Annotated in this window: 28 protein-coding genes and 1 tRNA gene; 11 read left to right on the top strand and 18 right to left on the bottom strand. The window is 69.1% G+C overall.

Going from position 1 to position 24,611, the window contains the following annotated elements:
• Positions 1 to 393 precede the first annotated feature (393 nt).
• Positions 394 to 1,515 (top strand): lytic transglycosylase domain-containing protein, encoded by a 1,122-nt coding sequence (locus F1599_RS20260; protein WP_149317771.1) that lies wholly within the window; start codon positions 394 to 396, stop codon positions 1,513 to 1,515.
• A 156-nt stretch (positions 1,516 to 1,671) separates the two neighbouring features.
• Here the strand turns inward: F1599_RS20260 and F1599_RS20255 are convergent, their stop codons facing one another.
• The 14 genes from F1599_RS20255 to glyA form a co-directional block, all read right to left on the bottom strand.
• On the bottom strand, positions 1,672 to 2,856 hold the full coding sequence (locus F1599_RS20255; RefSeq protein ID WP_150084241.1) for a pyridoxal phosphate-dependent aminotransferase: 1,185 nt from the start codon (positions 2,854 to 2,856) through the stop codon (positions 1,672 to 1,674).
• 158 nt (positions 2,857 to 3,014) lie between these two features.
• Positions 3,015 to 3,509: a transcription antitermination factor NusB gene (nusB, locus tag F1599_RS20250; protein ID WP_149317773.1), complete on the bottom strand. Its 495-nt coding sequence runs from the start codon at positions 3,507 to 3,509 to the stop codon at positions 3,015 to 3,017.
• Entirely contained in the window at positions 3,502 to 4,002 is a 501-nt protein-coding gene (ribH, locus tag F1599_RS20245; RefSeq protein ID WP_149317774.1) for a 6,7-dimethyl-8-ribityllumazine synthase, read from the bottom strand. Before ribH ends, nusB begins: the two co-directional genes overlap by 8 nt.
• Positions 4,003 to 4,069: 67 nt before the next feature.
• Positions 4,070 to 5,179 (bottom strand): bifunctional 3,4-dihydroxy-2-butanone-4-phosphate synthase/GTP cyclohydrolase II, encoded by a 1,110-nt coding sequence (gene ribBA / locus F1599_RS20240; protein WP_150084240.1) that lies wholly within the window; start codon positions 5,177 to 5,179, stop codon positions 4,070 to 4,072.
• A 355-nt stretch (positions 5,180 to 5,534) separates the two neighbouring features.
• On the bottom strand, positions 5,535 to 6,164 hold the full coding sequence (locus tag F1599_RS20230; protein WP_150084238.1) for a riboflavin synthase: 630 nt from the start codon (positions 6,162 to 6,164) through the stop codon (positions 5,535 to 5,537).
• 92 nt (positions 6,165 to 6,256) lie between these two features.
• A complete protein-coding gene (ribD, locus tag F1599_RS20225) occupies positions 6,257 to 7,375 on the bottom strand; it encodes a bifunctional diaminohydroxyphosphoribosylaminopyrimidine deaminase/5-amino-6-(5-phosphoribosylamino)uracil reductase RibD (RefSeq protein WP_149317777.1) in 1,119 nt (372 codons plus the stop codon).
• A gap of 216 nt (positions 7,376 to 7,591) precedes the next feature.
• Positions 7,592 to 8,260 (bottom strand): pilus assembly FimT family protein, encoded by a 669-nt coding sequence (locus F1599_RS25985; RefSeq protein ID WP_223819784.1) that lies wholly within the window; start codon positions 8,258 to 8,260, stop codon positions 7,592 to 7,594.
• Positions 8,242 to 8,700, bottom strand: a complete 459-nt coding sequence (locus F1599_RS20215; RefSeq protein WP_150084237.1) for a prepilin-type N-terminal cleavage/methylation domain-containing protein — start codon at positions 8,698 to 8,700, stop codon at positions 8,242 to 8,244. The genes F1599_RS25985 and F1599_RS20215 overlap by 19 nt, the downstream gene beginning before the upstream one ends.
• Before the next feature lie 125 nt (positions 8,701 to 8,825).
• Positions 8,826 to 9,653: a pilus assembly protein gene (locus F1599_RS20210; RefSeq protein WP_150084236.1), complete on the bottom strand. Its 828-nt coding sequence runs from the start codon at positions 9,651 to 9,653 to the stop codon at positions 8,826 to 8,828.
• Positions 9,647 to 10,762 (bottom strand): PilW family protein, encoded by a 1,116-nt coding sequence (locus F1599_RS20205; protein ID WP_190286418.1) that lies wholly within the window; start codon positions 10,760 to 10,762, stop codon positions 9,647 to 9,649. The genes F1599_RS20210 and F1599_RS20205 overlap by 7 nt, the downstream gene beginning before the upstream one ends.
• Before the next feature lie 17 nt (positions 10,763 to 10,779).
• Entirely contained in the window at positions 10,780 to 11,208 is a 429-nt protein-coding gene (locus tag F1599_RS20200; protein ID WP_190286417.1) for a prepilin-type N-terminal cleavage/methylation domain-containing protein, read from the bottom strand.
• The gene (locus F1599_RS25980; protein ID WP_190286416.1) at positions 11,201 to 11,590 is read right to left on the bottom strand and encodes a hypothetical protein; all 390 of its coding nucleotides are present in this window, start codon (positions 11,588 to 11,590) and stop codon (positions 11,201 to 11,203) included. Before F1599_RS25980 ends, F1599_RS20200 begins: the two co-directional genes overlap by 8 nt.
• Before the next feature lie 51 nt (positions 11,591 to 11,641).
• Entirely contained in the window at positions 11,642 to 12,106 is a 465-nt protein-coding gene (gene nrdR, locus F1599_RS20195; protein ID WP_149317782.1) for a transcriptional regulator NrdR, read from the bottom strand.
• A 72-nt stretch (positions 12,107 to 12,178) separates the two neighbouring features.
• Positions 12,179 to 13,426, bottom strand: a complete 1,248-nt coding sequence (gene glyA, locus F1599_RS20190; protein WP_150084233.1) for a serine hydroxymethyltransferase — start codon at positions 13,424 to 13,426, stop codon at positions 12,179 to 12,181.
• A 525-nt stretch (positions 13,427 to 13,951) separates the two neighbouring features.
• Here glyA and ybgC point away from each other — a divergent pair.
• The 10 genes from ybgC (at position 13,952) to F1599_RS20140 (ending at position 21,650) form a co-directional block, all read left to right on the top strand.
• Complete coding sequence (ybgC, locus tag F1599_RS20185) at positions 13,952 to 14,356, top strand: tol-pal system-associated acyl-CoA thioesterase (RefSeq protein ID WP_149317784.1); 405 nt, start codon at positions 13,952 to 13,954, stop codon at positions 14,354 to 14,356.
• Complete coding sequence (gene tolQ / locus F1599_RS20180) at positions 14,353 to 15,036, top strand: protein TolQ (RefSeq protein ID WP_023264902.1); 684 nt, start codon at positions 14,353 to 14,355, stop codon at positions 15,034 to 15,036. The genes ybgC and tolQ overlap by 4 nt, the downstream gene beginning before the upstream one ends.
• Before the next feature lie 25 nt (positions 15,037 to 15,061).
• The gene (tolR, locus tag F1599_RS20175; RefSeq protein WP_149317785.1) at positions 15,062 to 15,499 is read left to right on the top strand and encodes a protein TolR; all 438 of its coding nucleotides are present in this window, start codon (positions 15,062 to 15,064) and stop codon (positions 15,497 to 15,499) included.
• A gap of 51 nt (positions 15,500 to 15,550) precedes the next feature.
• Complete coding sequence (gene tolA, locus F1599_RS20170; RefSeq protein ID WP_150084232.1) at positions 15,551 to 16,525, top strand: cell envelope integrity protein TolA; 975 nt, start codon at positions 15,551 to 15,553, stop codon at positions 16,523 to 16,525.
• 263 nt (positions 16,526 to 16,788) lie between these two features.
• Positions 16,789 to 18,042, top strand: coding sequence for a Tol-Pal system beta propeller repeat protein TolB (tolB, locus tag F1599_RS20165; protein WP_223819783.1), 1,254 nt, complete (start codon positions 16,789 to 16,791; stop codon positions 18,040 to 18,042).
• Between the two features lie 30 nt (positions 18,043 to 18,072).
• Positions 18,073 to 18,579 carry a peptidoglycan-associated lipoprotein Pal gene (gene pal / locus F1599_RS20160; protein WP_149318008.1) on the top strand — a complete coding sequence of 169 codons (507 nt, stop codon included), beginning with the start codon at positions 18,073 to 18,075 and terminating at the stop codon, positions 18,577 to 18,579.
• A 54-nt stretch (positions 18,580 to 18,633) separates the two neighbouring features.
• Positions 18,634 to 19,392 (top strand): tol-pal system protein YbgF, encoded by a 759-nt coding sequence (ybgF, locus tag F1599_RS20155; protein ID WP_149317788.1) that lies wholly within the window; start codon positions 18,634 to 18,636, stop codon positions 19,390 to 19,392.
• A 223-nt stretch (positions 19,393 to 19,615) separates the two neighbouring features.
• On the top strand, positions 19,616 to 20,299 hold the full coding sequence (gene queC / locus F1599_RS20150; protein ID WP_149317789.1) for a 7-cyano-7-deazaguanine synthase QueC: 684 nt from the start codon (positions 19,616 to 19,618) through the stop codon (positions 20,297 to 20,299).
• Positions 20,300 to 20,380: 81 nt separating this feature from the next.
• The gene (locus F1599_RS20145; RefSeq protein WP_149317790.1) at positions 20,381 to 21,493 is read left to right on the top strand and encodes a YeeE/YedE family protein; all 1,113 of its coding nucleotides are present in this window, start codon (positions 20,381 to 20,383) and stop codon (positions 21,491 to 21,493) included.
• Positions 21,494 to 21,574: 81 nt separating this feature from the next.
• Positions 21,575 to 21,650: transfer RNA gene (locus tag F1599_RS20140), tRNA-Lys, on the top strand.
• 129 nt (positions 21,651 to 21,779) lie between these two features.
• Here the strand turns inward: F1599_RS20140 and F1599_RS20135 are convergent.
• From F1599_RS20135 to F1599_RS20120, 4 genes are all read right to left on the bottom strand, one after another.
• Positions 21,780 to 22,877: an AI-2E family transporter gene (locus F1599_RS20135; protein ID WP_149317791.1), complete on the bottom strand. Its 1,098-nt coding sequence runs from the start codon at positions 22,875 to 22,877 to the stop codon at positions 21,780 to 21,782.
• A 127-nt stretch (positions 22,878 to 23,004) separates the two neighbouring features.
• Positions 23,005 to 23,664 carry a DUF3318 domain-containing protein gene (locus F1599_RS20130; protein WP_223819782.1) on the bottom strand — a complete coding sequence of 220 codons (660 nt, stop codon included), beginning with the start codon at positions 23,662 to 23,664 and terminating at the stop codon, positions 23,005 to 23,007.
• Positions 23,661 to 24,041 (bottom strand): phage holin family protein, encoded by a 381-nt coding sequence (locus tag F1599_RS20125; protein ID WP_149317792.1) that lies wholly within the window; start codon positions 24,039 to 24,041, stop codon positions 23,661 to 23,663. Before F1599_RS20125 ends, F1599_RS20130 begins: the two co-directional genes overlap by 4 nt.
• A gap of 190 nt (positions 24,042 to 24,231) precedes the next feature.
• A complete protein-coding gene (locus F1599_RS20120; RefSeq protein WP_315904136.1) occupies positions 24,232 to 24,549 on the bottom strand; it encodes a DUF883 family protein in 318 nt (105 codons plus the stop codon).
• Between the last annotated feature and the right edge of the window lie 62 nt (positions 24,550 to 24,611).

Here is a 24,611-nt window from a genome sequence, read left to right as displayed (position 1 = left end):
TTTTCGTTCTTTAATTCTTGACTCGATATAAAACGGTTTTTACAATCGCGTCTGCTCAAAGGTGTGCTGCGTTGCAACAACGAACTTTTCGATCCTGTCAAGGGGTGTAACGCAGATCACCACGTTGGATCAACCAGAGCGGACCGCTACAAGGGAGGTCCCTCCGATCACCGCCGGCAATGACCGGCGCGTCTTGAGTCTTCGCAGCAGGGCAGGCTACCCCAAGAGCCTCCTCTGCTAATCGCTGGGCGCTTGGGGAGCGCCCACCAACAACAGATGCCGATCGCCCCTGCAAGGCGGTGCGACATCCTTACTTGACTACGTTGCCAGTGGACGGCCATGCGTGGGCGAATGCCCTGCAGGACCGGGAGCCGGCGGCGCATGGAGGTAAGCATGAGTGGTTGGAAAACCCTTCATCTTCCCGGTGTCGGGCGGGCGTTGCAGGTCCGCTTCAGGCAACCGGTTCCCGGTGTGCGGCGTGCCCTGCAGGTTCGTCTCGCGCATCCGGTCGCGGGCCGCGCACTGCGCAGCGGTCGCGCAACGTTGAAATACGCGCTGAACAGCGCGGGTCTGATCGCGGTAGTGGCCGGTATTTCGCTGTCGGTCAGCCAGGAATGGCGCACCGCGCTGGCCGGCATGCTGGCCGGCAACGAGGCGCCCGCCATCCTGCTGGAGGCGGCGACCGCGTCGGCGCCGGTGCATGCCAGCACGGCCGACGTGGCGGCCGCCAAGCTGCTGCCGGCGGTGAAGGTGCCAGCGGTGCCGGCGGGCGGCGCCGCAGTGCCGGCCGTGGCGGGGGTGGGTCTGCCGAGCGTGTCGGGCGTCGGCGAGTGGGCCAATGCCAGCCAGTCGAAGGTGCCGTCGGTCGCCCATCTGGCGGCCCGTATCCCGGCCCAGCGCGTGGCCCTGGACGCGCGCTACAGCAGCGCGCTGGCCAGCGCGCGCGAACAGGCCGCGGTGGCCGAGTACATCGCGCGCAAGTACCGCGTGGCCGCGCAGGCGACCGCGCAACTGGTCAAGGCCGCCTATCTGACCGGCCGCGAGGTCGGTATCGATCCGCTGCTGATCCTGGGCGTGATCGCGATCGAGTCCAGCTTCAATCCGTACGCAGAGAGCGGCGTGGGCGCGCAGGGCCTGATGCAGGTCATGACCAAGGTCCACCAAGACAAGTACGAGCACGTCGGCGGCGTCGCGGCCGCGCTCAATCCTTACGCCAACATCAAGATCGGTGCGCTGGTGCTGAAGGATTGCATCGCCCGCGCCGGTTCGATCGAAGGCGGCCTGAAGTACTACGTGGGCGCCACCACGGCCACCGATGGCGGCTACGGCGCCAAGGTGCTGGCCGAGCGCGCGAAGCTGCGCCAGGTGCTGGGCATCCGCGGCAACGCGCCGGCGGCGACGCCGGACGCGACCGAGTCGCTGCCGGGTCCGTCGTCGACCAAGACGCAGGCCGAGCATACGCCCGAGCCGGAGAAGTTCGAGCTGGAGGCGGCGCAGACGCCCCGCAAGGCCTGATGCCGGCGCGGCGGGTCCGCGCATGGTAGAAGGCGCGCGGTCGAAAGCGCGCGGTCAAGAAAAGCGGCGCAGCCTGGTTGGCTGCGCCGCTTTCGTTTTGGCGGGCTGTTTTGGCGGGCTCGATGGCCCGCCGTCGCGATTGCCCTATCGCTATCTCTATTTCCCGAACAGCTTGCCGAGCCGCCGCATCGCTTCCTCGATGTGGGCCATCGATGTCGCGTACGAGATGCGGATGCACTCGCGCGCGGTATGCGGGCCGAAGTCCAGGCCGGGTACCAGCACCACGCCGGCATCGTGCAGCATCGCCTGCGTCAGCCGGTCCGAATCGCCGGCGGCCGGGTGCTGGACGCCGCGGCAGTCGGCGTAGACATAGAAGGCGCCATCGGGCTTGACCGGCACGCCGAAGCCCAGCGTTTCGAGCGCGGGCACGATGGCGTCGCGCCGGCGCTGGAACTCGGCCTTGCGCTCGTCGTAGATCGCCAGCGCCTCGGGCGTGAAGCAGGCCAGCGCCGCGTGCTGGGCCACCGCGGACGCGCAGATGAACAGGTTCTGCGCGACTTTCTCGAAGTCGGCCACCAGCGCGTCCGGCACCACCAGCCAGCCGAGCCGCCAGCCGGTCATGTTGAAGTACTTGGAGAAGCTGTTGACCGTGACGACATTGTCGTCGAGCGACAGCGCCGACACCGGCCGACCGTCGTACGACAGCCCCTGATAGATCTCGTCGACGATGGCGAAGCCCCGGCGCTGCCGCACCTCGGCGAGGATGCGATCCAGCTCGTCGGGCAGGATCGAAGTGCCGGTCGGGTTCGACGGCGAGGCCAGCAGCACGCCGCGGGTCGATTCGGTCCAGTGTTCGCGCACCTGGTCGGCGGTCAGCTGGAAACGCGCCGCGGGGCCGCTGGGGATCATGCGGGCGACGCCGTCGAAGGCCGCGACGAAATGCCGGTTGCAGGGATAGCTCGGGTCCGGCATCAGCACCTCGGCGCCGATCTCCACCAGCACCGCACAGGCGAGCAGCAGCGCGCCCGAGGCGCCGGCGGTGACGATCACCCGGCGGGCCGGGATATCGAGCCCGTAGGCGGTCTTGTAGTAGCCCGCGATTGCCTCGCGCAGCGCGTGGATGCCCAGCGCGCCGGTGTATTGCGTCACGCCGCGACGCATCGCCGCTTCCGCCGCCCGTATCACCGGCTCGGCCGCGGTGAAGTCGGGCTCGCCGATGCCCATATGGATGATGTGCCGGCCGGCACGTTCGAGCTCGGCGGCCTGCTTGGCCAGTTCCATCACGTGGAAGGCGCGGATGTTGGCGAGGCGGGAGGCAGTGGCGAGGCGCTGTGGGTCCATGGCGGTAACTTGGAATCGGTGGGTAAGGCGGTGCGCCGTCGTGGCGCGGGGCGGTGCGGTCCGGCGCGGTGTGGCGCACTCCCGCGATCATCGCCGGAAATGAAAACACCCGCCTGGGCGGGTGTCGGTCCGGCGCATGCCGCGGGGCGGGGCGCCGGTCAGCGTCGGGCGGCGACCTCGGTGGCGCGCACCTGCGCGGCAACCTTGTCGAGCACGCCGTTGACGTACTTGTAGCCCTCGACGCCGCCGAAGGTCTTGGTCAGCTCGACGGCCTCGTTGATGACGACCTTGTACGGGATGTCGATGCAATGCACCAGCTCGTAGCTGCCGATCAGCAGCGCGGCGCGCTCGACCGGCGACAGTTCCTCGACGGTGCGGTCCAGGAACGGCGAGAAGGCGGCGGTCAGCCGCTCTTCCTCGCGCACGGCGCCATTGAGCAGCGCGTCGAAATGCTCGCGGTCGGCCTTGTTGAAGCCTTGGGCGTCGTGCAGATGGGCCTGGATCGCGCCGATGTCGTTGCGGTTCAGCAGCCACTGGTACAGGCCCTGCAGCGCCAGTTCGCGCGAACGGCGGCGCGCGCTCTTGGGCGGCGCCTTGGCGTCGGAGCGGCCGGACTTGGCGGCAGGCTTGCCGCCCTGTGCTGCGTCACTCATCGTCGTCCTCGTCCTCGTCGTCCTGGCCGCGCAGCGAATCGAGCGCCGCCACCAGGTTCGCCATCTCGACCGCGGCACGGGCGCAGTCGCGGCCCTTCTCGCGGGTGCGGGCATGGGCCTGGGCGTCGGTATCGACGGTCAGGATGCCGTTGGCGATCGGCAGGTTGAAGTCCAGGCCGACGCGGGTGATGCCCGCGCCCGACTCGTTCGAAACCAGCTCGAAGTGGTAGGTTTCGCCGCGCACCACGGCGCCCAGCGCGATCAGCGCGTCGAACTGGCCGCTCTCGGCCATCTTCTGCAGCGCCAGCGGGATTTCCAGTGCGCCGGGCACCGTCACCACCAGCGTGTCTTCGCCTTCGATGCCCAGCTTTTCCAGCTCGGCCACGCAGGCCTCGCGCAGCTCGTCGCAGACCGGCTCGTTGAAACGCGCCTGCACGATGCCGATGCGCAGGCCTTCGCCGTCCAGGTTGCTCGGGTAGAAACCGTGATCCATATCGTTCTCCAGGGTTCGGTGGGCGGCCGCGCCCGGGATGGGCCGGCCGCCGGTATTGGGGGGACGCTCAGTCGTTGTCGCCGTTCATCGGCTGGTAGCCGGTCACTTCGAGATCGTAGCCCGTCATGCTGGGCATCTTGCGCGGCGAGGCCAGCACGCGCATCTTGCCGACGCCGACATCGCGCAGGATCTGCGCGCCGATGCCGTAGGTGCGCAGGTCGGGCTTGCGCGGGGCGCGGGTCTGCGGCTCGTCCAGCGCGCTGAATTGCGCGAACAGCCGCTCGGCGCTGTCGCCGCAGTTCAGCAGCACCATCACGCCGCTGTCGGCCGCGCCGATCGCCTCCAGCGAGGCCGGCACGGTCCACGAGTGGGTGGTGCGCGAGACCTCGAGCAGGTCCAGCACCGACAGCGGCTCGTGCACGCGCACCAGGGTCTCGCGGTCGCGCTGCGGGTCGCCCTTGATCAGCGCCAGATGGGCGTGGCCGCTGGGCTTGTCGCGGTAGGCGATGCTGCGGAAGGTGCCGTACGGGGTCTGCATGGTGCGCTCGCCGACGCGGTCGACGATGCATTCGGTGCGGCTGCGGTAGTGGATCAGGTCGGCGATGGTGCCGATCTTCAGGCCGTGCAGCTCGGCGAATTCGATCAGGTCCGGCAGGCGCGCCATGGTGCCATCGTCCTTCATGATTTCGCAGATCACCGCGGCCGGGGTCACGCCGGCCAGCGCGGCCAGGTCGCAGCCCGCCTCGGTATGGCCGGCGCGCATCAGCACGCCGCCGGGCTGGGCCGTCAGCGGGAAGATGTGGCCCGGCTGGACCAGATCGCTCGGCTTGGCGTCGCGGGCGACGGCTGCCTGCACGGTACGGGCGCGGTCGGCCGCCGAAATGCCGGTGGTCACGCCCTCGGCCGCCTCGATCGACACCGTGAAGGCGGTGCCGTGCGGGGTGCCGTTGCGGCTGACCATCGGATGCAGTTCCAGCTGGCGGCAGCGCTCGGGCGTCAGCGTCAGGCAGATCAGGCCGCGGCCGTACTTGGCCATGAAGTTGATGGCCTCGGGCGTGACGAAATCGGCCGCCAGCACCAGATCCCCCTCGTTCTCGCGGTCTTCCTCGTCGACCAGGATAACCATGCGGCCGGCACGGATCTCGGCAATGATGTCTTCGGTTGGGGCGATCGTCATGAGGTAGGCAAAGGAAAGTCTGGCGGGGCGGCCCCGGGCGAGGCCCGTGGGGCGACTGCGGCGCGCCGGGGCGGCGCGCGGTTTAACCCGGCATTGTACGCGATGCGGGCCGGGGGCAAGGGGCGCCGGGGGCTGCGTTCGCCCGAGGCGCCCGGTCGGAGCCGGCCCGGGAATGGCCCTCGGGGATGGCCCCGGGGGATGGCCGCGGGGATGGCCGCGGGGATGGCGGCGGGGATGGCCGCGGGGATGGCCCGGGGGATGGCCGCGGGGATAGCAAGGAGATGGACCAGGGATGGGCCCGCCGATGGACGGGGCAATCCGGCCCCGGCAGCCCTGCGTGCCCGCCAGCGGGCGTTCAGCCCAGCTTGCCCTCGGCGCTCAGCATCCGCTCCACATAGCGGGCGATCAGGTCGATCTCCAGATTGACCTTGGCGCCGGGCCGCAGGTCCTGCAGCGTGGTCACCTCGATCGTATGGGGAATCAGGTTGATCGAGAACTCGCAGCCGTCGGCGTGGTCGGTCACGCGGTTGACCGTCAGCGAGACGCCATTGACGACCACCGAGCCCTTGTAGGCCAGATAGCGCGCCAGCTCGCGCGGCGCGCGCACGCGCAGCTCGTGCGATTCGCCGACCGGCGCGAAATGGGTGACTTCGCCCAGGCCGTCGACATGGCCGGAGACTAAGTGGCCGCCGAGCCGGTCGGCCAGGCGCAGCGCCTTTTCCAGATTGACCCGGCCGGGCTGCGCGAGGCCGGTGGTCTTGTCCAGCGACTCGCGCGAGACCTCGACTTCGAACCGGCCCGGCTGCAGCGCCACCACGGTCATGCACGCGCCCTGGATGGCGATGCTGTCGCCGATCTGCACGTCGGACAGGTCGAGGCCCCCGGCGTCGATCCGCAGGCGGACGCCGGCGTTGTCGGTGTTCTGGTCGCCCAGCGGCGTCACGGAGTCGATGCGGCCGACGGCCGCCACAATGCCAGTAAACATGGTCTGGTCAGCAGGGAGGGAAAGCGAAGGGGAAAGCAAGGAGAAAGCAAGGAGAAAGCGGCATGCTAGCAGCCCGCAGCGAGACGTGCCGTTCAGCCCGCCGGATGGCGGCGCGCGATCAGCCGCAGGTCGTCGCCGATCTGCCGCACATCGTGCCAGCGGAAGGCCGGCGCGTCCTGCAGGCGGGCGAGCGGCGGCAGGTTGAACATGCCCTGCGCGTCGCCGAGCAGCCGGGGCGCCAGATAGACCAGCAGTTCGTCGGCGCAGCCTTCGCGGATCAGCGAACCGTTGAGCTTGAAGCCCGCCTCGACATGGAGCTCGTTGATGCCCCGCCGGCCCAGTTCCTCCAGCATGCGGCGCAGCTCGACCTTGCCGTGCGCGTTGGGCAGCACCACCACTTCGGCGCCGCGCGCCTCCAGCGCGGTGCGGCGCGCACGATCGTCGATCGCGCAGAACACCAGCACGGGCTTGGCGAACTCGCCGGTGTCCGGCGTCAGCATGCGCGCGTCCAGCGGCACCTCCAGGCGCGAGTCGATCAGCACGCGCTGTGGTTGGCGCGGCGTGTCGATGGCACGCACGGTCAGCTGGGGGTCGTCGTCGCGCACGGTGCCGATGCCGGTCAGGATCGCGCAGGCGCGCGCACGCCAGGCATGGCCATCGTCGCGCGCGGCCTGGCCGGTGATCCACTGGCTGGTGCCGTCGTGCAGCGCGGTGCCGCCATCGAGCGAGGCCGCCACCTTGACGCGGACCCACGGCAGCCCGCGGGTCATGCGCGAGACGAAGCCGATGTTCAGGTCGCGCGCCTCCTTCTCCAGCAGGCCGCAGCGCACGTCGATGCCGGCATCGCGCAGCCGCTGCAGGCCCCGGCCCGATACCGTGGGGTTCGGATCTTCCATCGCCGCGACCACGCGCTTGACGCCGGCGCGCACCAGCGCATCGGCGCACGGCGGCGTGCGGCCGAAATGGCTGCAGGGCTCCAGCGTGACGTAGGCGGTCGCGCCGGCGGGATCGATGCCGCGCGCGGCGGCGTTCTTCAGCGCCTGGATCTCCGCGTGGTCCTGGCCCGCGGGCTGCGTGTAGCCTTCGCCGATCACCTTGCCGCCCTTGGTCAGCACACAGCCCACGCGCGGATTCGGCGTGGTGATGAACATGCCGCGCGCGGCGAGCGCGAGGGCCTGCTGCATGGCGGCGTGATCGGTTTCGGAGAACATGAGTAAGCGGTTTTCCTGCCGGTTGTCTTGACTGGCGTGGGTGGCGTGGTCGGGCTGGCTGACTCGGTTGGGACCAAGTCGGCCGGGCCAAGTCGGTCGGGCCAAGTCGGTCGGGCCAAGTCGGTCGGGCCAAGTCGGTCGGCCAAGTCGGTCGGCCAAGTCGGTCGGGCTAAATCGGCCCGGCATGCCGGGCCGAGGTCGTGGCCGGTCTGCGGCTCAGGGCTCGCTGTCGATGCGGCTGTCGCAGTCGGCGTCGTGCCCGGGCGTACAGATGCGCAAGCGGCCCAGCGCGCCGAGCCTGACCTGACGCTGCGCATGGCCGCAGCGCAGGGTAAAGGTGGCTGCATAGAAGCCGCCACGTTCCGACCGAGAGTATCCCACAGGAGCCAGCCGCAGCGCGCGGCCGCCGTCGGTGGCGCGCAGCGCGACGCGCAGGCAGGCGGCGGCCAGGCCCACCGATGACAGCACCGGGGCGTCGGGGGCTTGGCTGGTCCTTGTGGCCTCGCTGGCCCCGCTGGCCCTGGTGGCTCCGATGGCCCCGGTGGCCCCGGTGGCCCCGGTGGCCCCGTCCGCCACCCGGGCCTCCCTCGCGACGATATGCCATCCGCGCGAGAAGTCGGAGAAGCCGGGCTGCGGCGCCAGCAGAACCGTGCTGCGCCTGGCCAGCGCGAATTCGCGCGCCGTCTCGATCGAGGCGGCCAGCAGGTCGGCGGCCAGGCGCACCTGCTGCCGCTCCAGCGCGTCGCGATAGGACGGGTAGCCGGCAGCGGCCAGCGTTGCCGTGATCGCCATCGCGGCGAGCCATTCGATCAGTGTGGCGCCCGCCGAGCGTGCGGGGTGCCGCCCGCGCTCGCCGCCGCGGACGCTCAGCAGCCCTCCGGCCATGGTACGGGTCCCGCCTGGTCCTGCGATTCCACCAGCCACTCGCCGCTGCTGCGCAGGATCAGCGTGCCGCAAGTGACGTCGGGCCATTGCGGGAAGGCGTGCAGTTCGATGCAGCGGTCGAGGTCGGCGTCGCGCTGGCCGGCGGCGGTGCAGGGCAGCGCCGCCAGCCGGTAGTGCGGACGCGCAGGCGGCGGCGGGACCCACTGTGGCCAGCGTCCCGCGGGACCGCGACCGCTGTCGTCGGCGAAGCTGCCGCGGGCCATCGCGTGGCGCTGCAGGTCCAGCATCGCCGCGATCATCGCGGTGCGCGCCTGCGCGCGCCAGCTGCGCTGCAGGTGCCGATGCCAGCTGGTGGCCGCGATGCCGGCGACGATGGCGGCGATGACGATCACGACCAGCAGCTCGATCAGCGTGAAGGCGGTGGTGCGGTTGGCGGTCATGGACGGTGGCGGCGGGGTCACGGAGGGTCATCGCGGGTGACGGCGCTCCCTGGAGGGTCACGGCACCTCATGGAGGGTCATGGGCTTCATGGCGCCTCATGGCGGCCTCATGACGCGGCATGACGTCATGACGGATATGGCGGGACGAGTTCGCGCCAACCGATTCGCCGGACGCGGCCGCCTTCCGGCTGGCTTGCCGCTCCACGCCGTGAAGGCGGATCGATCCGTTCCGGTTCGATCCATTCGGTCTGCAGCACGACGCGCGCGGCCGGATCGCGTCCCTGACCGAGTGCGGTGATGCGATAGCGCTGCGCCGGCACGCCGGCGGGCGCCGATCCGCCGGCGCTTTTCGGCGGCAGGCGTTCGATCAGATAGCGCGGCACGGTGGTCGCGCCGGCCATCTCCGGCGGGATGAGCGGCAGGGTTGCACCGGTTACGTTTCCGATCGGCACTCCGATGCCGTCCGCGGGCAGGGCCTGGTCCATCCAAGCCCGCCACGGCGGGGGCTGCCCGGGGGCAGGGCTGCACAGGCCGCGCTGCGCCTGCGTGCCGCAATGGCCGGGCGCAGGCCATGAGGCGAGGCGATCGTTGTGGCCGGCGAGCGCTTGGCTGGCGGTAGTCGCAGCTGTGGCAGCGGTTGCAGCAGTTGCAGCAGTTGCAGCAGTTGCAGCAGCTGCAGCAGGCGCAGCAGTCGCAGCAGGCGCAGCAGTCCCAGCAATGGCGGCAGTTGCGCTGCGCAGATCGCGCTCGCCATCGCGCAGCGCGACCTCCGCGCCGCGGAACGCGATCTCGCGCTCCAGCCGCTGGCCGATCGCCTGATGTCCGGCCAGGAGCAGCACGAACAGCGCGCCGGCCAGCGCGAGGGTCATCGTCGACAGCACGACTACGGAAATGAGCGTGATGGCGCCGCGTGCGGCTGGCGGCGGCATCGCATCGTCGTCGAATCTCAGCATGTCGACTCCGCACAGAACGGCGCATTGCGCAGCCACACCGTGGTGGCGAACACTCGCCGCGAAGCGGTGGGCCGGGAGCGGGGCATAAACGCGATATCGTCGCCTTGCTCGCCAGTCGTGCGTGGCGGCAGCAGTGGCAAGGGCGTCGCGGCCGTGCCCGGCATGCCAGCCCCGCTGCGCAGCACCAGGGCGATCTGCACGGCCAACACCTTGCGCCACGCATCCGGTCCGCCGATGGCAAGTTCGCTGGCGCGCAGGAAGGTGTCGACGCGGCCGTCGCCGTCGCGGTCGACGCCATAGCGCAGCTGCAGGGTCTCGACACCGCGGGCCAGTGCGCCCGTGCTCCACGTCGTGCCGCCGCTGCCCCCAATGCCGCCACCGCCACCACCGCCACCACCGCCACCACCGCCACCACCGCCACCGCCACCGCCACCACCACCACCACCGCCACCGCCACCGCCACCGCCACCGCTACTACTGCTGCCACTGCCACCATCGCGGCGCCCGGGATAGCGGCACAGCAATTGCGGTTCGCCGTCGGCGTCGTTGGCCACGTACAGCAGGTTGGCGGTCAGGTAGCCGGCCGCCTGCGGCGACGAGGCCCCTGCGGTTTCCGTAGCGGCCACCGCGATGGAGACCGGGTAACCGCTGCAGTCGTACAGGTAGCGGTCGGGCACCGCCGGATCGCCAAACGGATGGTCGCCGCCGAAGCGGATCAGCAGCGCATCGCTGCCGGCGACGCCGGGTTTGCCGCAGCTCAGGGCGTCGCCGAGCGTCGGCTGGCCGCAGTCGTCGCGGCCGATCAGCGGCGGAGGCAGGGCGGCGGTCGGAGCCGGATGCCAGCCCGCATGGCGCAGCAGCCCGGCAATCGCCTCCAGCAGGGCGCCGCCGCGCTGCTCCAGTTCGCGTTGCTCGGCGGCCAGGACATAGGCGGATCGCATGGTGAGCCAAGCCGTCACCGCCGCGCTGCTCGCCAGCGCGCCCAGCAGCAGGCCGACCATCACCTCGACCAGCGACCATCCGGCCGTCGCCGCGGACTGCCATGGCGTACCGGCGCTGCCGCGCACGCTCGATCCGATTGCACACGGGGCGACGACCGCCGCGCTCATGGTTGCAGCCGTCGTACTCATGGCCGCAACCGCAGCGCGATGGCGCGCAACGCGGTCCGGGGCTGGGCGGCATCGGCCCGGCTGCCTATGCGGGGCTCCGGCGGCAACGGACCGACCACGACGACGCGGTGGCCGGCCGGACAGCTCGATTGCGCCGCGTCGGCCGGCACCGAGGCGCACCAGCGTGGCGGCGGCAGGCCCGGTGTCCGCGCGAGCGCGGGGAGCCGGGCGGGATCCGGCAGGGCATCCGGTCCCGCCAGCCCCGCCAGTTCGGCGCCCTCGGCGGCGAGGCGCAGGGCCTGGCCGATCCGCAAGGGCTCGCGCCACCATTGCAGCGCCGTCGGGGCGAGCCCGGCCAGCGGCAGCAGGCCGATGCCGAGCACGGCGAGCGCGACCAGCGCTTCGAGCAGCAGGTAGCCGCGGTGGCGGCGCCGGCGGTCAGTCAAACAAGGGCAAGAAGGGGGGCGGCAATCGGGGCGCCATGGAAGGGCGCCGGCAGTTGCGGTGCCGGAAGGCGCCGAAGCGGTCGATAGCCGGGAAACGGCGGACAACGCCGAAGCCGTCGATAACTCGGAAGCGGCGGACAACGCCGAAGCCGTCGAAAACGCCGAAGCGCTCGATAACGCGGAAGCCGCCGACAACGCTGAAGCGGTCGGCAACGCCGAAGCCGCCGAAGGGATCGCAACCATCGCTCTGGTCCTGTGCGTGACAAGCGGGGACCAGATTAATCGTCAGCGAGCGGGGATAAGGTTTCGAACCGTGGAGGATTCGACAAGGATTGCAACAGCGGGCGACACCGTCCGCAACGGCGGCAACCGCAACAAGCATCGACAAACACCGACTAACCGCAACACCCTCACGCCGCCGCGAAGCAACGCCTCAGCGCTTGCCGTTGGTCGAGCTGACTTCAGCCAGCACGTCGGAGAACTCCGACACGTCCTCGAAGCTGCGGTACACCGAAGCGAAACGGATATAGGCGATCTTGTCGAGCTTGCGCAGTTCGCGCATCACCAGTTCGCCGACCTGGCTGCTCGGGATTTCCTTCTGTCCCAGCGCCAGCAGCTTTTCCTCGATGCGCGCGATCGCCTCGTCGATGGCCTCGGCCGAGACCGGCCGCTTGCGCAGGGCCAGCCGCATCGAATCCTTCAGCTTGCTGCGCGCGTAATCGACGCGGCTGCCGTTCTTCTTGACGATGGCCGGAAAGAACAGCTCGATCCGCTCATAGGTGGTGAAGCGCCGATCGCAGGCCTCGCAACGGCGGCGCCGGCGCACGGTATCGCCTTCCTCGGACATGCGGGTGTCGAGCACCTGGGTATTGGAGTGACCGCAGAAGGGACATTTCATCGGACCACCTGGAGGCGGAGGTTGAGCGGCCGCGCGCCGCCCGCCGAAGCGGCCGCGCGCGGCGACGGCCGATCAGCCGTAGACCGGGAAGCGCTTGGTCAGCGCCGCAACCTGCTCGCGCACGCGCGCGATGTTGTCGGCATCGTGCGGGTTGTCGAGCACGTCGGCGATCAGGTTGGCGACCTGGCGGGCTTCCTCTTCCTTGAAGCCGCGCGTGGTCATCGCCGGCGAACCCAGGCGGATGCCCGAGGTGACAAACGGCTTTTCCGGATCGTTGGGGATCGCGTTCTTGTTGACCGTGATATGCGCGTCGCCCAGGATCTTCTCGGCTTCCTTGCCGGTGATCTGCTTGGCGCGCAGGTCGACCAGCATCACGTGGCTCTCGGTGCGGCCCGAGACGATGCGCAGGCCGCGCGCGATCAGCGTCTCGGCCAGCGCCTGGGCGTTCCTGACGACCTGCTGCTGATAGGCCTTGAACTCCGGCGACAGCGCTTCCTTGAACGCGACCGCCTTGCCGGCGATCACGTGCATCAGCGGGCCGCCCTGGATGCCGGGGAAGATCGCCGAGTTGATGGCCTTCTCATGCTCGGCCTTCATCAGGATCACGCCGCCGCGCGGGCCGCGCAGGCTCTTGTGCGTGGTGGTGGTGACGAAGTCCGCGTGCGGCACCGGGTTCGGGTAGACGCCCGCGGCGATCAGGCCGGCGTAGTGCGCCATGTCGACCATGAAATAGGCGCCGACCGACTTGGCCACGGCGGCGATGCGCTCGAAGTCGATGCGCAGCGAGAAGGCCGACGCGCCGGCGATGATCAGCTTCGGCTTCTTCTCCTGGGCCAGCTTTTCCAGCGCGCCGTAGTCGATGTCCTCGTCGGCGTTCAGGCCGTAGCTGACCACGTTGAACCACTTGCCGCTCATGTTCAGCGCCATGCCGTGGGTCAGGTGGCCGCCTTCGGCCAGGCTCATGCCCATGATGGTGTCGCCCGGCTTGAGCACGGCGAAGAACACGCCCTGGTTGGCCTGCGAGCCCGAGTTCGGCTGCACGTTGGCGGCCTCGGCGCCGAACAGTTGCTTGACGCGGTCGATCGCGAGCTGCTCGACGACGTCGACATATTCGCAGCCGCCGTAGTAGCGCTTGCCGGGATAGCCCTCGGCGTACTTGTTGGTCAGCTGCGAGCCCTGCGCGGCCATCACGGCCGGCGAGGTGTAGTTCTCGGAGGCGATCAGCTCGATATGGTCTTCCTGGCGCTGATTTTCCTGCTGGATGGCGGACCAGAGTTCGGGATCGATCTGGTCGATCGTGTAGCGGCTGCGTTCGAACATGGCGAAAACTCGTCTGTAGAAGGATCGGTGAAAACCGTGCAATGACGGCGGATTGACCGAAGGATACGGGAACGGAACGACGGTAGGGCGCGCGGGGAAGACGCATGCGAACCGCGTCGCCGGCCTGGGCGGGGGCCCGGGACTGGCGGCGCAGGGCGCACCCTGCTTCCCATTCGCTGGCCCAGGCGAGCGGCAGGCGCGGCGGCTATCGCAAGGGGCCGGGGCCGGGCGTCGCGCCCTGGCTTCGGACCGCTTCCGGTGGCTTGGCGCCAGAGATCTTGCGCTTCCTCGTGGTAGTACCCACTGACTTCGCCAGTCGCGCAAGGTGGAATGGTTGGCCGGAGTTTACGCGAGGCCCCGGCTCGCCGCAAGCCGGCCAGGCCGCCTGGGACGGGGCTTGGGACGTGCTTGGGGACGGGCCTGGCGGGCCGGAAGGGGCCCGCCCGTCTGTAGGACGGCCCGGCGTTGCGTTGTCGGACGCCGTGTGACACCGAAGCCGCGCCCGCGTCCGTTACAATCGCGGCCATGACGAATTTCGTATGGCCGCTGCGCGTCTACTGGGAAGACACCGACGCCGGCGGGGTGGTGTTCTACGCCAACTACCTAAAGTTTTTCGAACGTGCGCGCACCGAATGGCTGCGCTCGCTCGGTATCGAGCAGCAGGCCCTCGCCGACGAATCGGGCGTGGTCTTTGTCGTGCGCAGCACGGCGGTGGAATACAATGCGCCCGCCCGGCTGGACGACCTGCTGGAGATCCGCACCCGTATTGAACGGGTCGGGCCGGCCTCGGTCCAATTCGCCCAGGAAGCGTGGCGCGGGCCGCTGATGCTGGCCGCGGGCACGATCCGGGTGGGATGCGTGGACCGCGACAGCTTCCGCCCGGCGCCGATTCCCGCATCCGTCCTCGCAACCATCAAGACCGCTCGATGAATCCCGTGACCGTCACGCAAGACATGTCGATCCTTACGCTGGTGATGCACGCCAGCTTCCTGGCGCAGGCCGTGATGGCCTTGCTGGTCGTCATGTCCTTGTTCTCCTGGACCTATATTTTCCGCAAGCACATGGCGCTGCGCGCCGCGCGCACCCAGACCGAGGGCTTCGAGCGCGATTTCTGGGCGGGCGGCGACCTGCAGGCGCTGTATCACAGCGCAGCCAACAACCGGCACAGCACCGGCGCGCTCGAGCGGATCTTCGAGTCCGGCATGGGCGAATACCTGAAGGCGCGCGAGCGCAGCAACGACGCCGGCGCGCTGCTCGACGCGGCCCGCCGCGCGATGCGCGCCGCCTACCAGCGCGAGATGGACGTGCTCGAGTCCCACCTGCCGTTCCTCGCCTCGGTCGGCTCGGTCAGCCCCTACATCGGCCTGTTCGGCACGGTCTGGGGCATCATGAACGCGTTCCGCGGCCTGTCCAACGTCCAGCAGGCGACGCTGGCCTCGGTCGCGCCCGGCATCGCCGAAGCGCTGGTGGCCACCGCGATCGGCCTGTTCGCGGCGATTCCGGCCGTGATCGCGTACAACCGCTACGCGACCGAGATCGACCGGCTGGCGATCCGCTTCGAGAGCTTCATGGAAGAATTCCTCAACATCCTGCAGCGGCAGACCCGCTGAAGGCCAGGCCAAGGAGAAGCGCAGCATGGCAGCCATTCAGCGCCGCGGCGGCTCGCGCCGCCGGGCCAGCGCCGACATCAACGTCGTGCCGTATATCGACGTGATGCTGGTTCTGCTCGTCATCTTCATGGTGGCGGCGCCGATCGTCAGCCCCGCCGTGGTGGACCTGCCGACCGTGGCCGACGCCACGCCGCAGCAGAAGACCCCGCCGATCGTCGTCACCGTGCACGAGGACGGCACGCTGACCGCGCGCGGCAAGAGCCCGGAGGGCGCCTCGTTCGAGCGCAAGCTCGACACCAAGGGCCTGCTGGACTTCGTGCACCAGCGCCAGAACGAGAACCCGGACCAGCCGGTGGTGATCGCCGCCGCCCGTGCGGTGAAGTACGAGGCGGTGCTCGACGTGATGTCCGAACTGAAGGCCGATGGCGTCAAGCGCGTCGGCCTGATGGTCAAGTCCAAGTAACCGCTGGATGACGACCGGATGTCGCCCGGAACCTTGCCGTTAGCCTTTCCCATGAAGACCGCCGACTCCTATCCGTATCAGCCGGTCAAGGAACGCGGCACGTTGCGCTCCTTCCTGCTGGCGCTCTTCATGCATCTGCTGCTGGCCATCGTGCTGTACTACGGTGTCAACTGGCAGATCAGCACCCCCGCCGGCGTCGAAGCCGAGCTGTGGGAGGAAGTCCCCGATACCCCGGCCCCGGAGCCGCCGCCGCCCCAGCCCCGGCCGACGCCGGCGCCGCCGGCGCCCGTGGCGCAGCCCAAGCCCGAAGAGGACGCCGACATCGCGCTCGAGCGCCAGAAGCGCCGCGAAGCCGAGGCGCGCGAGGCCGCGCGCAAGCAGGCCGAGCTCAAGGCGCGCCAGGAGCGCGAGGAACGCGAGGCGGCCGAGCGGCGCGAGGCGCAGCGCAAGGAAGCCCTGCGCAAGGAAGCCCTGCGCAAGGAAGAACAGCGCAAGGAGGCCCAGCGCAAGGAAGACCAGCAGCGCGCCGAGGAGCAGAAGCGCAAGGAACAGGCCGAGCGCAAGGAAGAGCAGGCGAAGAAGGCCAAGGCGGACGCCGAGGCCAAGGCGAAGGCGAAGGCAGACGCGGAGGCGAAGGCCAAGCGCGAGGCCGCCGCCAACGCCCAGCGCCAGGCCGAACTGGCCCGCCTGAAGGCGCTGGCCGGCGGCAGCGGCTCGGGCGGCGGCACCTCCGACAACGCCGGTTCGGGCGGCCGCGCCTCGCCGGGCTACGCCGACAAGGTGCGCCGCCGGGTCAAGCCGAACATCGTCTTTACCGAGGACGTGCAGGGCAACCCGACCGCCGTGGTGTCGGTGTCGCTGGCGCCGGACGGCTCGCTGCTGTCGGCCCGCCTGTCCAAGTCCAGCGGCAATTCGGCCTGGGACAACGCCGTGCTGCGCGCGGTCGAGCGTTCCGACCCGCTGCCGCGCGACGACAACGGCAAGGCGCCGTCCAGCTTCACGATCACTTTCCGGCCCAAGGACTGAGGCAGGGAAGCGTATGATTTGCAACATAGTGCAACCGGGATCGCTGGCCGCCGGGCGGCTGGCTACCATCGACGGTTGCCTGGCGCGGCCCGGCGGCGCCTCGCTCCGCGCGCCGTTGCCGACGCGTCCGATGCATCGATTGACGATCTCGATATAGATAGAGGAGCAGCATGCGACCGCTTTTGGCCCTCCGCCAACGCACCCCAGCCAACCCCCTCGCCAACCGGCGCACCGTCCGTGCGGCCGTACTCGCCTGGATCACCATGGCGCTGGCCATGATGCTGACGATGGGCACGGCCCACGCGCAGCTGAACGTCGAAATCTCCGGCGTCGGCTCCAGCCAGTTCCCGATTGCCGTCGCCAACTTCCAGAATGAAGGCGCGGCGCCGACCAATCTGACGGCGATCATCCGCGCCGACCTGCAGCGCAGCGGGCGCTTCCGCAACGTCGACGTGGCCGGCGCCACCGTCCCGGAAACCGCCAACGTCGACCTGGCCGGCTGGAAGACCCGCGGCGCCGACGCCTTCGTGGCCGGCAGCGTCACGCCGGCCGGCGGCGGCCGCTACGAGGTCCGCTTCCGCCTGTACGACACCGTCAAGGGCGCCAGCCTGGGCGGCCTGGCCTTTACCGTCGGCCAGGACCAGCTGCGCGTGACCGCGCACAAGATCGCCGACTATATCTACGAGAAGCTGCTGGGCGAGCGCGGCGTGTTCGCGACCCGGCTCTCCTACGTCTCGCGCGTCGGCAACCGCTTCCAGCTGCTGATCTCGGACTCCGACGGCCAGAATTCGCGCGTCGCGCTGACCAGCAACGAGCCCATCATCTCGCCGTCGTGGTCGCCGGACGGTGCCAAGGTGGCCTATGTCTCGTTCGAGGCGAAGAAGCCGGTGGTCTATGTGCATGACCTCGCCACGGGCCGCCGCACGCTGGTGTCGAACCAGAAGGGCAACAACAGCGCCCCGGCATGGTCTCCGGACGGCCGCCATCTGGCGCTGGCGCTGTCGCGCGACGGCAATACGCAGATCTATCAGGTCAGTGCCGACGGTTCGGGGCTGCGCCGCCTGAGCCGCAGCAGCGCGATCGATACCGAGCCGCAGTATTCGCCGGACGGCCGCCATATCTATTTCACCAGCGACCGCGGCGGCGCGCCGCAGATCTACCGCATGCCGGCCGCCGGCGAGGAGTCGGGCGCGGCCCAGCGCGTGACCTTCAAGGGCAACTACAACGTCAGCCCGCGGGTTTCGCCGGACGGCAAGCAACTGGCGTACATTAGCCGCGGCGGCGGCTTCAAGCTGCAGCTGATGGACCTGGGCAGCGGCGATGTCACCGCGCTGACCGACACGGCCAACGACGAGGCGCCCAGCTTCGCCGCAAACGGCAAGTACATTCTCTACGCCACTCGCGTCGGCGGTCGCGCGGTGCTGGCGGCGGTGTCGACCGATGGACGTACCAAGCAGGTTTTGTCGCTCCAGTCCGGCGAGGTTCGCGAGCCGTCCTGGGGCCCCTTCATGCAATAACAGAAACAGGAGCCTCCTACCATGTCCAACATGATCACCAAGTCTCTCGCCATCGCCGTTCTGCTGACCCTCGGCGCCTGCTCGTCGGGCGTCAAGCTCGACGACTCCGCCAAGGCCGGTGCCGGCACCGGCGGCACCTCGACCACCGATCCGCGCGCCGTCGCGCCGGTCGACGTCTCGCGCGATCCGCTGAACGACCCGAACAGCCCGCTGGCCCGCCGCAGCGTCTATTTCGACTTCGACAGCTACAGCGTCAAGCCGGAATACCAGGGCATGCTGAACGAGCACGCCAAGTACCTGCAGGGCAACCGCAGCCGCCGCATCCTGATCCAGGGCAACACCGACGAGCGCGGTACCAGCGAGTACAACCTGGCGCTGGGCCAGAAGCGTGCCGAGGCGGTGCGCCGTTCGCTGGCGACCATGGGCGTGCCCGAGAGCCAGATGGAGGCCGTGAGCCTGGGCAAGGAAAAGCCCAAGGCGCTGGGTCATGACGAAGCGTCGTGGGCCGAGAACCGCCGCGCCGACATCGTCTATTGATTCCCGTCTGGATTCGTTTCGATCCGTTGATCCCGCGCTGAAGAAAGTCGATCCATGAAAGCACGCGTCTCTACTCTGTCGTGGCTAGTCGCCGCAGTTTGTGCCGGCCTGTTGCCGGCCGCCCAGGCACAGGCCGGTGTCTTCGACGATGACGAGGCGCGTCGCGCCATCATCACGCTGCGAGAGCAGTTCAATGGCTTCCAAGCCACTGCCTCGCAGCGGATCGACCAGAACAGCCGGGCCCAGATCGATATCCAGAACCAGCTCGAAGGGATGCGCCAGGAAGTGGCGCGCCTGCGGGGCCAGAACGAGGTGCTGCAGAACGAGGTCGCCAATCTGCAGCGCCAGCAGAAGGACTACTACGCGGACCTGGACGCGCGGCTCAAGAAGTTCGAGCCGCAGCAGGTCACCGTGGAAGGCCAGCAGGGCCTGGCCCAACCGGGCGAGAAGACAGAGTACGACGCCGCGCTCAAGCAGTTCCAGACCGGGGACTTCAAGGGCGCCGGCGCCAACTTCTCGGCCTTCATCAAGAAGTATCCGCAGAGCCCGTACCTGCCGCTGGCGCAGTACTGGCTGGGCAATTCGCTGTATGCCCAGCGCGACTACCGCGGCTCGATCACGGTGCTGCAGAACATGGTGCAGGCCAATCCGACGCACCCCAAGGTGCCCGACGCGATGATCGCCATCGCCAACAACCAGCTGGAATCGAACCAGAAGGCGGCGGCGCGCAAGACGCTCGAGCAGGTGGTGGCCAAGTATCCCGGCACCGAGGGCGCCCAGGCGGCCAGCAACCGGTTGAAGACGCTGAAGTAAGGCACGCCGAAGCAGCAAGGCGCGCCGAGGTACAGCGCCGAAGTCGAACGCCGAAGTCGAGCGCCGAAGTCGAGCGATTCTCGAGGCGGCGACGCCGGCGTCCCAGGTGCCAAGGCCCGCGCAAGCGGGCCTTTTTTCGTGGTCGCGCTAAAATAACGGGTTCCCCGATATACCGCGAAGGCCTGCTGGTCCTTCGCCGCTACCCGGCACGCGCCGCCCCGAGATGACCCAACGCGCAATCGTCCTGCTTTCCGGCGGTCTGGACTCCGCCACCGTGCTCGCCATGGCCAATGCCCAGGGCTTCGAGACCTATGCGCTGTCGATGCGCTATGGCCAGCGGCATTCGTCGGAGCTCGAGGCCGCCAAGCGTGTCGCCGCGGCGCTGGGCGCGAAGCGGCACGAGATCGTCGATCTCGATCTGCGCCGCTTCGGCGGCTCGGCGCTGACCGACGACGCGCTGGATGTGCCGACCGACGGCGCGGCGGGCGGTATCCCGGTGACGTACGTGCCGGCGCGCAATACCATCATGCTGTCGCTGGCGCTCGGCTGGGCCGAGGCGATTGGCGGCCGCGACCTGTTCTTCGGCGCCAATGCGGTGGATTATTCGGGCTATCCCGACTGCCGTCCGGAATACGTCCAGGCCTACGAGGCGCTGGCCAATCTGGCCACCAAGGCCGGCGTCGAGGGCGAGCGCATCCGCGTCCACGCACCGATCATCGACATGACCAAGGCGGAGATCATCCAGGCCGGGGTCCGGCTCGGCGTCGACTACGGCATGACCGTGTCGTGCTACCAGGCCGACGAGCAGGGCCGCGCCTGCGGCGTCTGCGATTCCTGCCGGATCCGCCGCGCGGGCTTCGAGGCCGCGGGCGTGCCCGATCCTACCCGTTACCAGAACGCCGCGTGATGCTGCTCGCCGCGGTCCCGCTTTTCCGGCTTTTCCGCCTGTTCCGCCTATCCCTTACCGTCCTGCCACCGGCAATCCGCCATGCCTGAAATCGACGTCCCCGCGCTGACGCGCACCGTGCTGGTCTGCACCTTCGCCCTGACCTTCCTGTTCGGGGCGGTCCTGCAGCGCACGCACTTCTGCACCATGGGCGCCGTCTCCGACATCGTCAACATGGGCGACTGGACTCGCATGCGCATGTGGGTGCTGGCGATCGGCGTCGCCATGATCGGCACCGGCGTGCTGGCGTGGTCGGGTCTGATCGATCCGGCGCGGACCATCTACGCGGCCGACAAGCTGGCCTGGCTGTCGGCGCTGGTGGGCGGGCTGCTGTTCGGCTTCGGCATGGTGCTGGCCTCGGGCTGCGGCAGCAAGACGCTGGTGCGGATCGGCGCCGGCAACCTGAAGTCGCTGGTGGTGTTCGTGTTCCTGGGCCTGTCGGCCTATATGACGCTGCGCGGCCTGTTCGGCGTGATCCGCGTGAACACGGTGGACGCCGTCGCGATGCAGCTGCCGACCTCGCAGGACCTGCCGTCGTTGCTGGCGCAGACCGGCCTGTCGCGCGGCACGCTGCAGCTGGTGCTGGGACTGCTGCTCGGCGGCGTGCTGTCGCTGTGGGCGCTGGCCGGCAAGGGGTTCCGCACCTTCGACAACCTGCTCGGCGGCATCGCGGTCGGCCTGATCATCGTGGCGATGTGGTACGTGTCCGGCCATCTCGGCTTCGTGCCGGAAGATCCGAACACGCTCGAAGAGGTGTTCGTCGCCACCAACAGCGGCCGCATGGAAAGCCTGAGCTTCGTCGCGCCGTATGCCTATACGCTGGACTGGCTGATGATGTTCAGCGACAAGAGCAAGGTGCTGACGGTCGGCATCGTCAGCGTGATCGGCGTGATCGCCGGCGCGGCGGCCTATGCGCTGGCCTCGCGCACCTTCCGCTGGGAAGGCTTCGGCAACGCCGAGGACGTCGCCAACCATATCGTCGGCGGCATCCTGATGGGCGCGGGCGGCGTGACCGCGCTGGGCTGCACGATCGGACAGGGCCTGTCCGGCGTGTCGACGCTGGCGATCGGTTCCTTCATCGCGCTGGCCGGCATCCTGCTCGGCGCCGTGCTGGCGTTCCGCTATCAGATGTGGCGGCTGGAGAAGATGGTCTGAACGGCCATGCCGACGCCGCCAAGGGCAGTGCCGTTGACATGATCAGTCAGCAATGACTATAATCGCGGCTTCGGTTTTTTCGGGTCGTTAGCTCAGCCGGTAGAGCAGCGGACTTTTAATCCGTTGGTCGCAGGTTCGAATCCTGCACGACCCACCAAGTATTGAAGAAGGGCCTGTGGCGCAAGTCACAGGCCCTTTTTGCATGGCGCATGGTGTCCCGGGCGTACTGGTCCCAGCCGTGCATGGTGTCCCGACCCGACCGTTGCGGCCGGGCAAGGCAAGGCTTTCAGCGGCTCGGCGTCGGAGGCTGGGTCGGCGGGGTGGGCGGGGTCTTCGTCGTCGTGTTCGACTCGGTCTCGCGCATCGACACGAACAGGTCCCAGCTGGCGATGAACAGCGCCGCGATCAGCGGTCCGATCACGAAGCCGTTGATGCCGAACAGCGCCATGCCGCCCAGCGTCGAGATCAGGATCACCCAGTCGGGCATCTTGGTGTCCTTGCCGACCAGGATCGGGCGCAGCACGTTGTCGACGGCGCCGATCACCAGCGCGCCGAACGCGATCACCGTGATGCCCTTCCACAGCACGCCAGTCAGCAGGAAATAGATCGCGACCGGTCCCCAGATCAGCCCCGCGCCGACCGCCGGCAGCAGCGACAGCACCGCCATCACCACGCCCCACAGCACCGCGCCCTGGATGCCGAGCACCGCGAACAGCACGCCGCCGAGCAGGCCCTGCAGCGCGGCCACGGCGAGATTGCCCTTGATGGTCGCGCGGATCACGCCGGTGAACTTCAGCAGCAGCATCTGCTTGTGCTCCTCGCTCAGCGGCAGCGCCAGGCGAATGCGCCGGGTCAGCTTGGCGCCGTCGCGCAGCAGGAAGAACAGCAGATACAGCATCACGCCGAAGCTGATGACGAACTGGAAGGTGTTCTGGCCGATGCTGAGCGCCTGCGTGGCGAGGTACTGGCTGATCTGTCCGGCCGCGGTGGCGAGCTTTTCCTGGATCGAGGCGACGTCGTTCAGCTCGAGCCGGGTCAGCGCCGAGTTCAGGCTCGACGGCAGCGCCGCCACGGCCTGTTCGAAATAGGCGGTGAAATTGATATGGCCGGAGCGGATCTGGTGCACCACCGCGGTGGTTTCATTGAGCAGCGAGGCGGTGACCAGGAACATCGGCAGCACCACCACCAGCAGGCACAGCAGCAGCGTGATCAGCGAGGCCAGGTTGGCGCGGCCGCGCATCTTGCGCGTCAGCAGATTGTTCAGCGGGGTGAAGATGATCGCCAGGATCACGCCCCAGAATACCGCGCCGAAAAACGGCTGAAGCACCCAGAAGAAGGCGATGGTGACGATGGCCAACAGGATGTAGAAGGCCTTCTGGTGCATGGCGGCTCAGTGTCGAGGTGTCGAGGTGTCGAAGACACGCGATGAATGGGCGATGCGCGGGCGGGCCCGCGCCCGGTTGCCGCGCGGATGCCAGTGCAATCGGGCTTCCCGCGGCGGGCGCGACGGCTCAGCGTACCAGCGGATCGTGAAAACCGGTATCGGTGCGCGCGGCGGCGTCGCCGCGGGCGGTGCTCGGCGCGGGGACATTGCCCTCGGGCGTCTGCGAGCGCGCCTGCTGCCAGGTCCGGTAGGCCCAATAGCCGGCGCCGGCGACGGCACCCAGCTTGGACAGCTTCCAGCCCCAGCGCAGCACCGGCACGCGGCGCATCAACGGCAGCGCCAGCGACAGGGCCGATCCCACGATCGGATAGTCCTTGGCCAGGCCCAGCAGCTTCCACATCGACTGCGGCCGCGCCATGCGCGGCAACCAGGCGCCGATTCGGCCGATGTTGCGGACGCTGGCGCGCACGTCGGCGAGCGACTGCGCGCAGTCGTAGCGCTCGAGCGCCGCGCGCGTGATCAGCAACTCCTTGCGGACCGCCAGCGGCAAGCGGACTTCGCGGGCCGTGCGCCGGCGTGCCGGCGGTTCGGAGCGCGCGGTCCGCGCGCCGACACCGGTCGGCGGCATCGGCGGCAGGCCGGCTTCGTCCAGCGCCGTGGCCGACGGCGCGGCGTAGGCGTCGGCGGACGATCCCGCGGATGGTGTTGGCGCCGGGACCGGCGCAGCGCCCGCGGTCGGGGCCGGGGAAGGGGACGGAATCGGAGTCGGAGCGGGGGTCGGGGTCATTGGCGCAGGCTCTCCCGGTCCTTGTCGATTTCGGCCAGCGTGGCTTCGAACATCGGCGGGGAATGGCGAACGATATTGCGCGCGGCGAGCAGGCACCCGCCGCCGAGCAGCAGATAGACCACGATCACCGCGCCCAGCGCCTGCACCCGGTAGTTGTCCCAGAACAGCAGCACGACCAGGCCTGTCAGCGCGAACAGGGCGAGGCCGAAGAACACCAGGCCGACCAGCGCCAGCAGCGCCATGCGCAACAGCCGTGATTTTTCCTCGGAGAGTTCGACGCTGGCCAGTTCCAGCCGGGTCTGCACCATCGCCGCCACCGAGCTGCCCAGCGTGCGCAGCGAGTCCAGTAACTTGGGTGAGGAGGTGTCGTCGGTCATGCGGTTCCGCTGATTGGAGTGTCGTCATGCGCCGCGTTGCGGCACCCGGCAGGAGGGGGCCTGCGCGATCGGCGCGCCGGGAGCGCCCGCGAACGGGGTGCTCCGGAAGGGCGCCGGCGCGCAGGCCGGCAAGTCGCGGTCGGGCGCGGGAACCCGCAGGTTGCGGGTCCAGCGGCCCGACCGGCTGGTTTTACTTGCGGTTCAGCAACAGGCCGATCAGCAGACCGGCGCCGGCGGCGATGCCGACCGCGCGCCAGGGATGGTCGTGTACGTAGTCGTCGGTGGCGCGGGCCGCGGCCTTGCTCTTGGTGACGACGGCGTCCTGCAGATCCTGCGCTTTTTCCTTGGCTTGCTTCAGCAGGCCCATGCCACGCTCGCGCAGTTCGGCGGCCTTCTCGCCGGTGGTCGAGGCGGCTTGCTTGAGCAGTTCCTCGGCATCGGACAGGACGGTTTTGACATCGCTCATCAGTTTCTCCTGGTTGCGGGCGGTTGTTTCGGATAGTTGCATGTTGGCCTTCCTCGCTCTCGTAGGGTGTCTTCGCCTTGCTGCGGTCCAAGCATTTCCTAGGA

The sequence above is a fragment of the Cupriavidus cauae genome (assembly GCF_008632125.1).
GTDB lineage: Bacteria > Pseudomonadota > Gammaproteobacteria > Burkholderiales > Burkholderiaceae > Cupriavidus > Cupriavidus cauae.
Note: the sequence above shows the minus strand (reverse complement) of the source record. Positions and strands in the feature narration are given on the sequence as shown.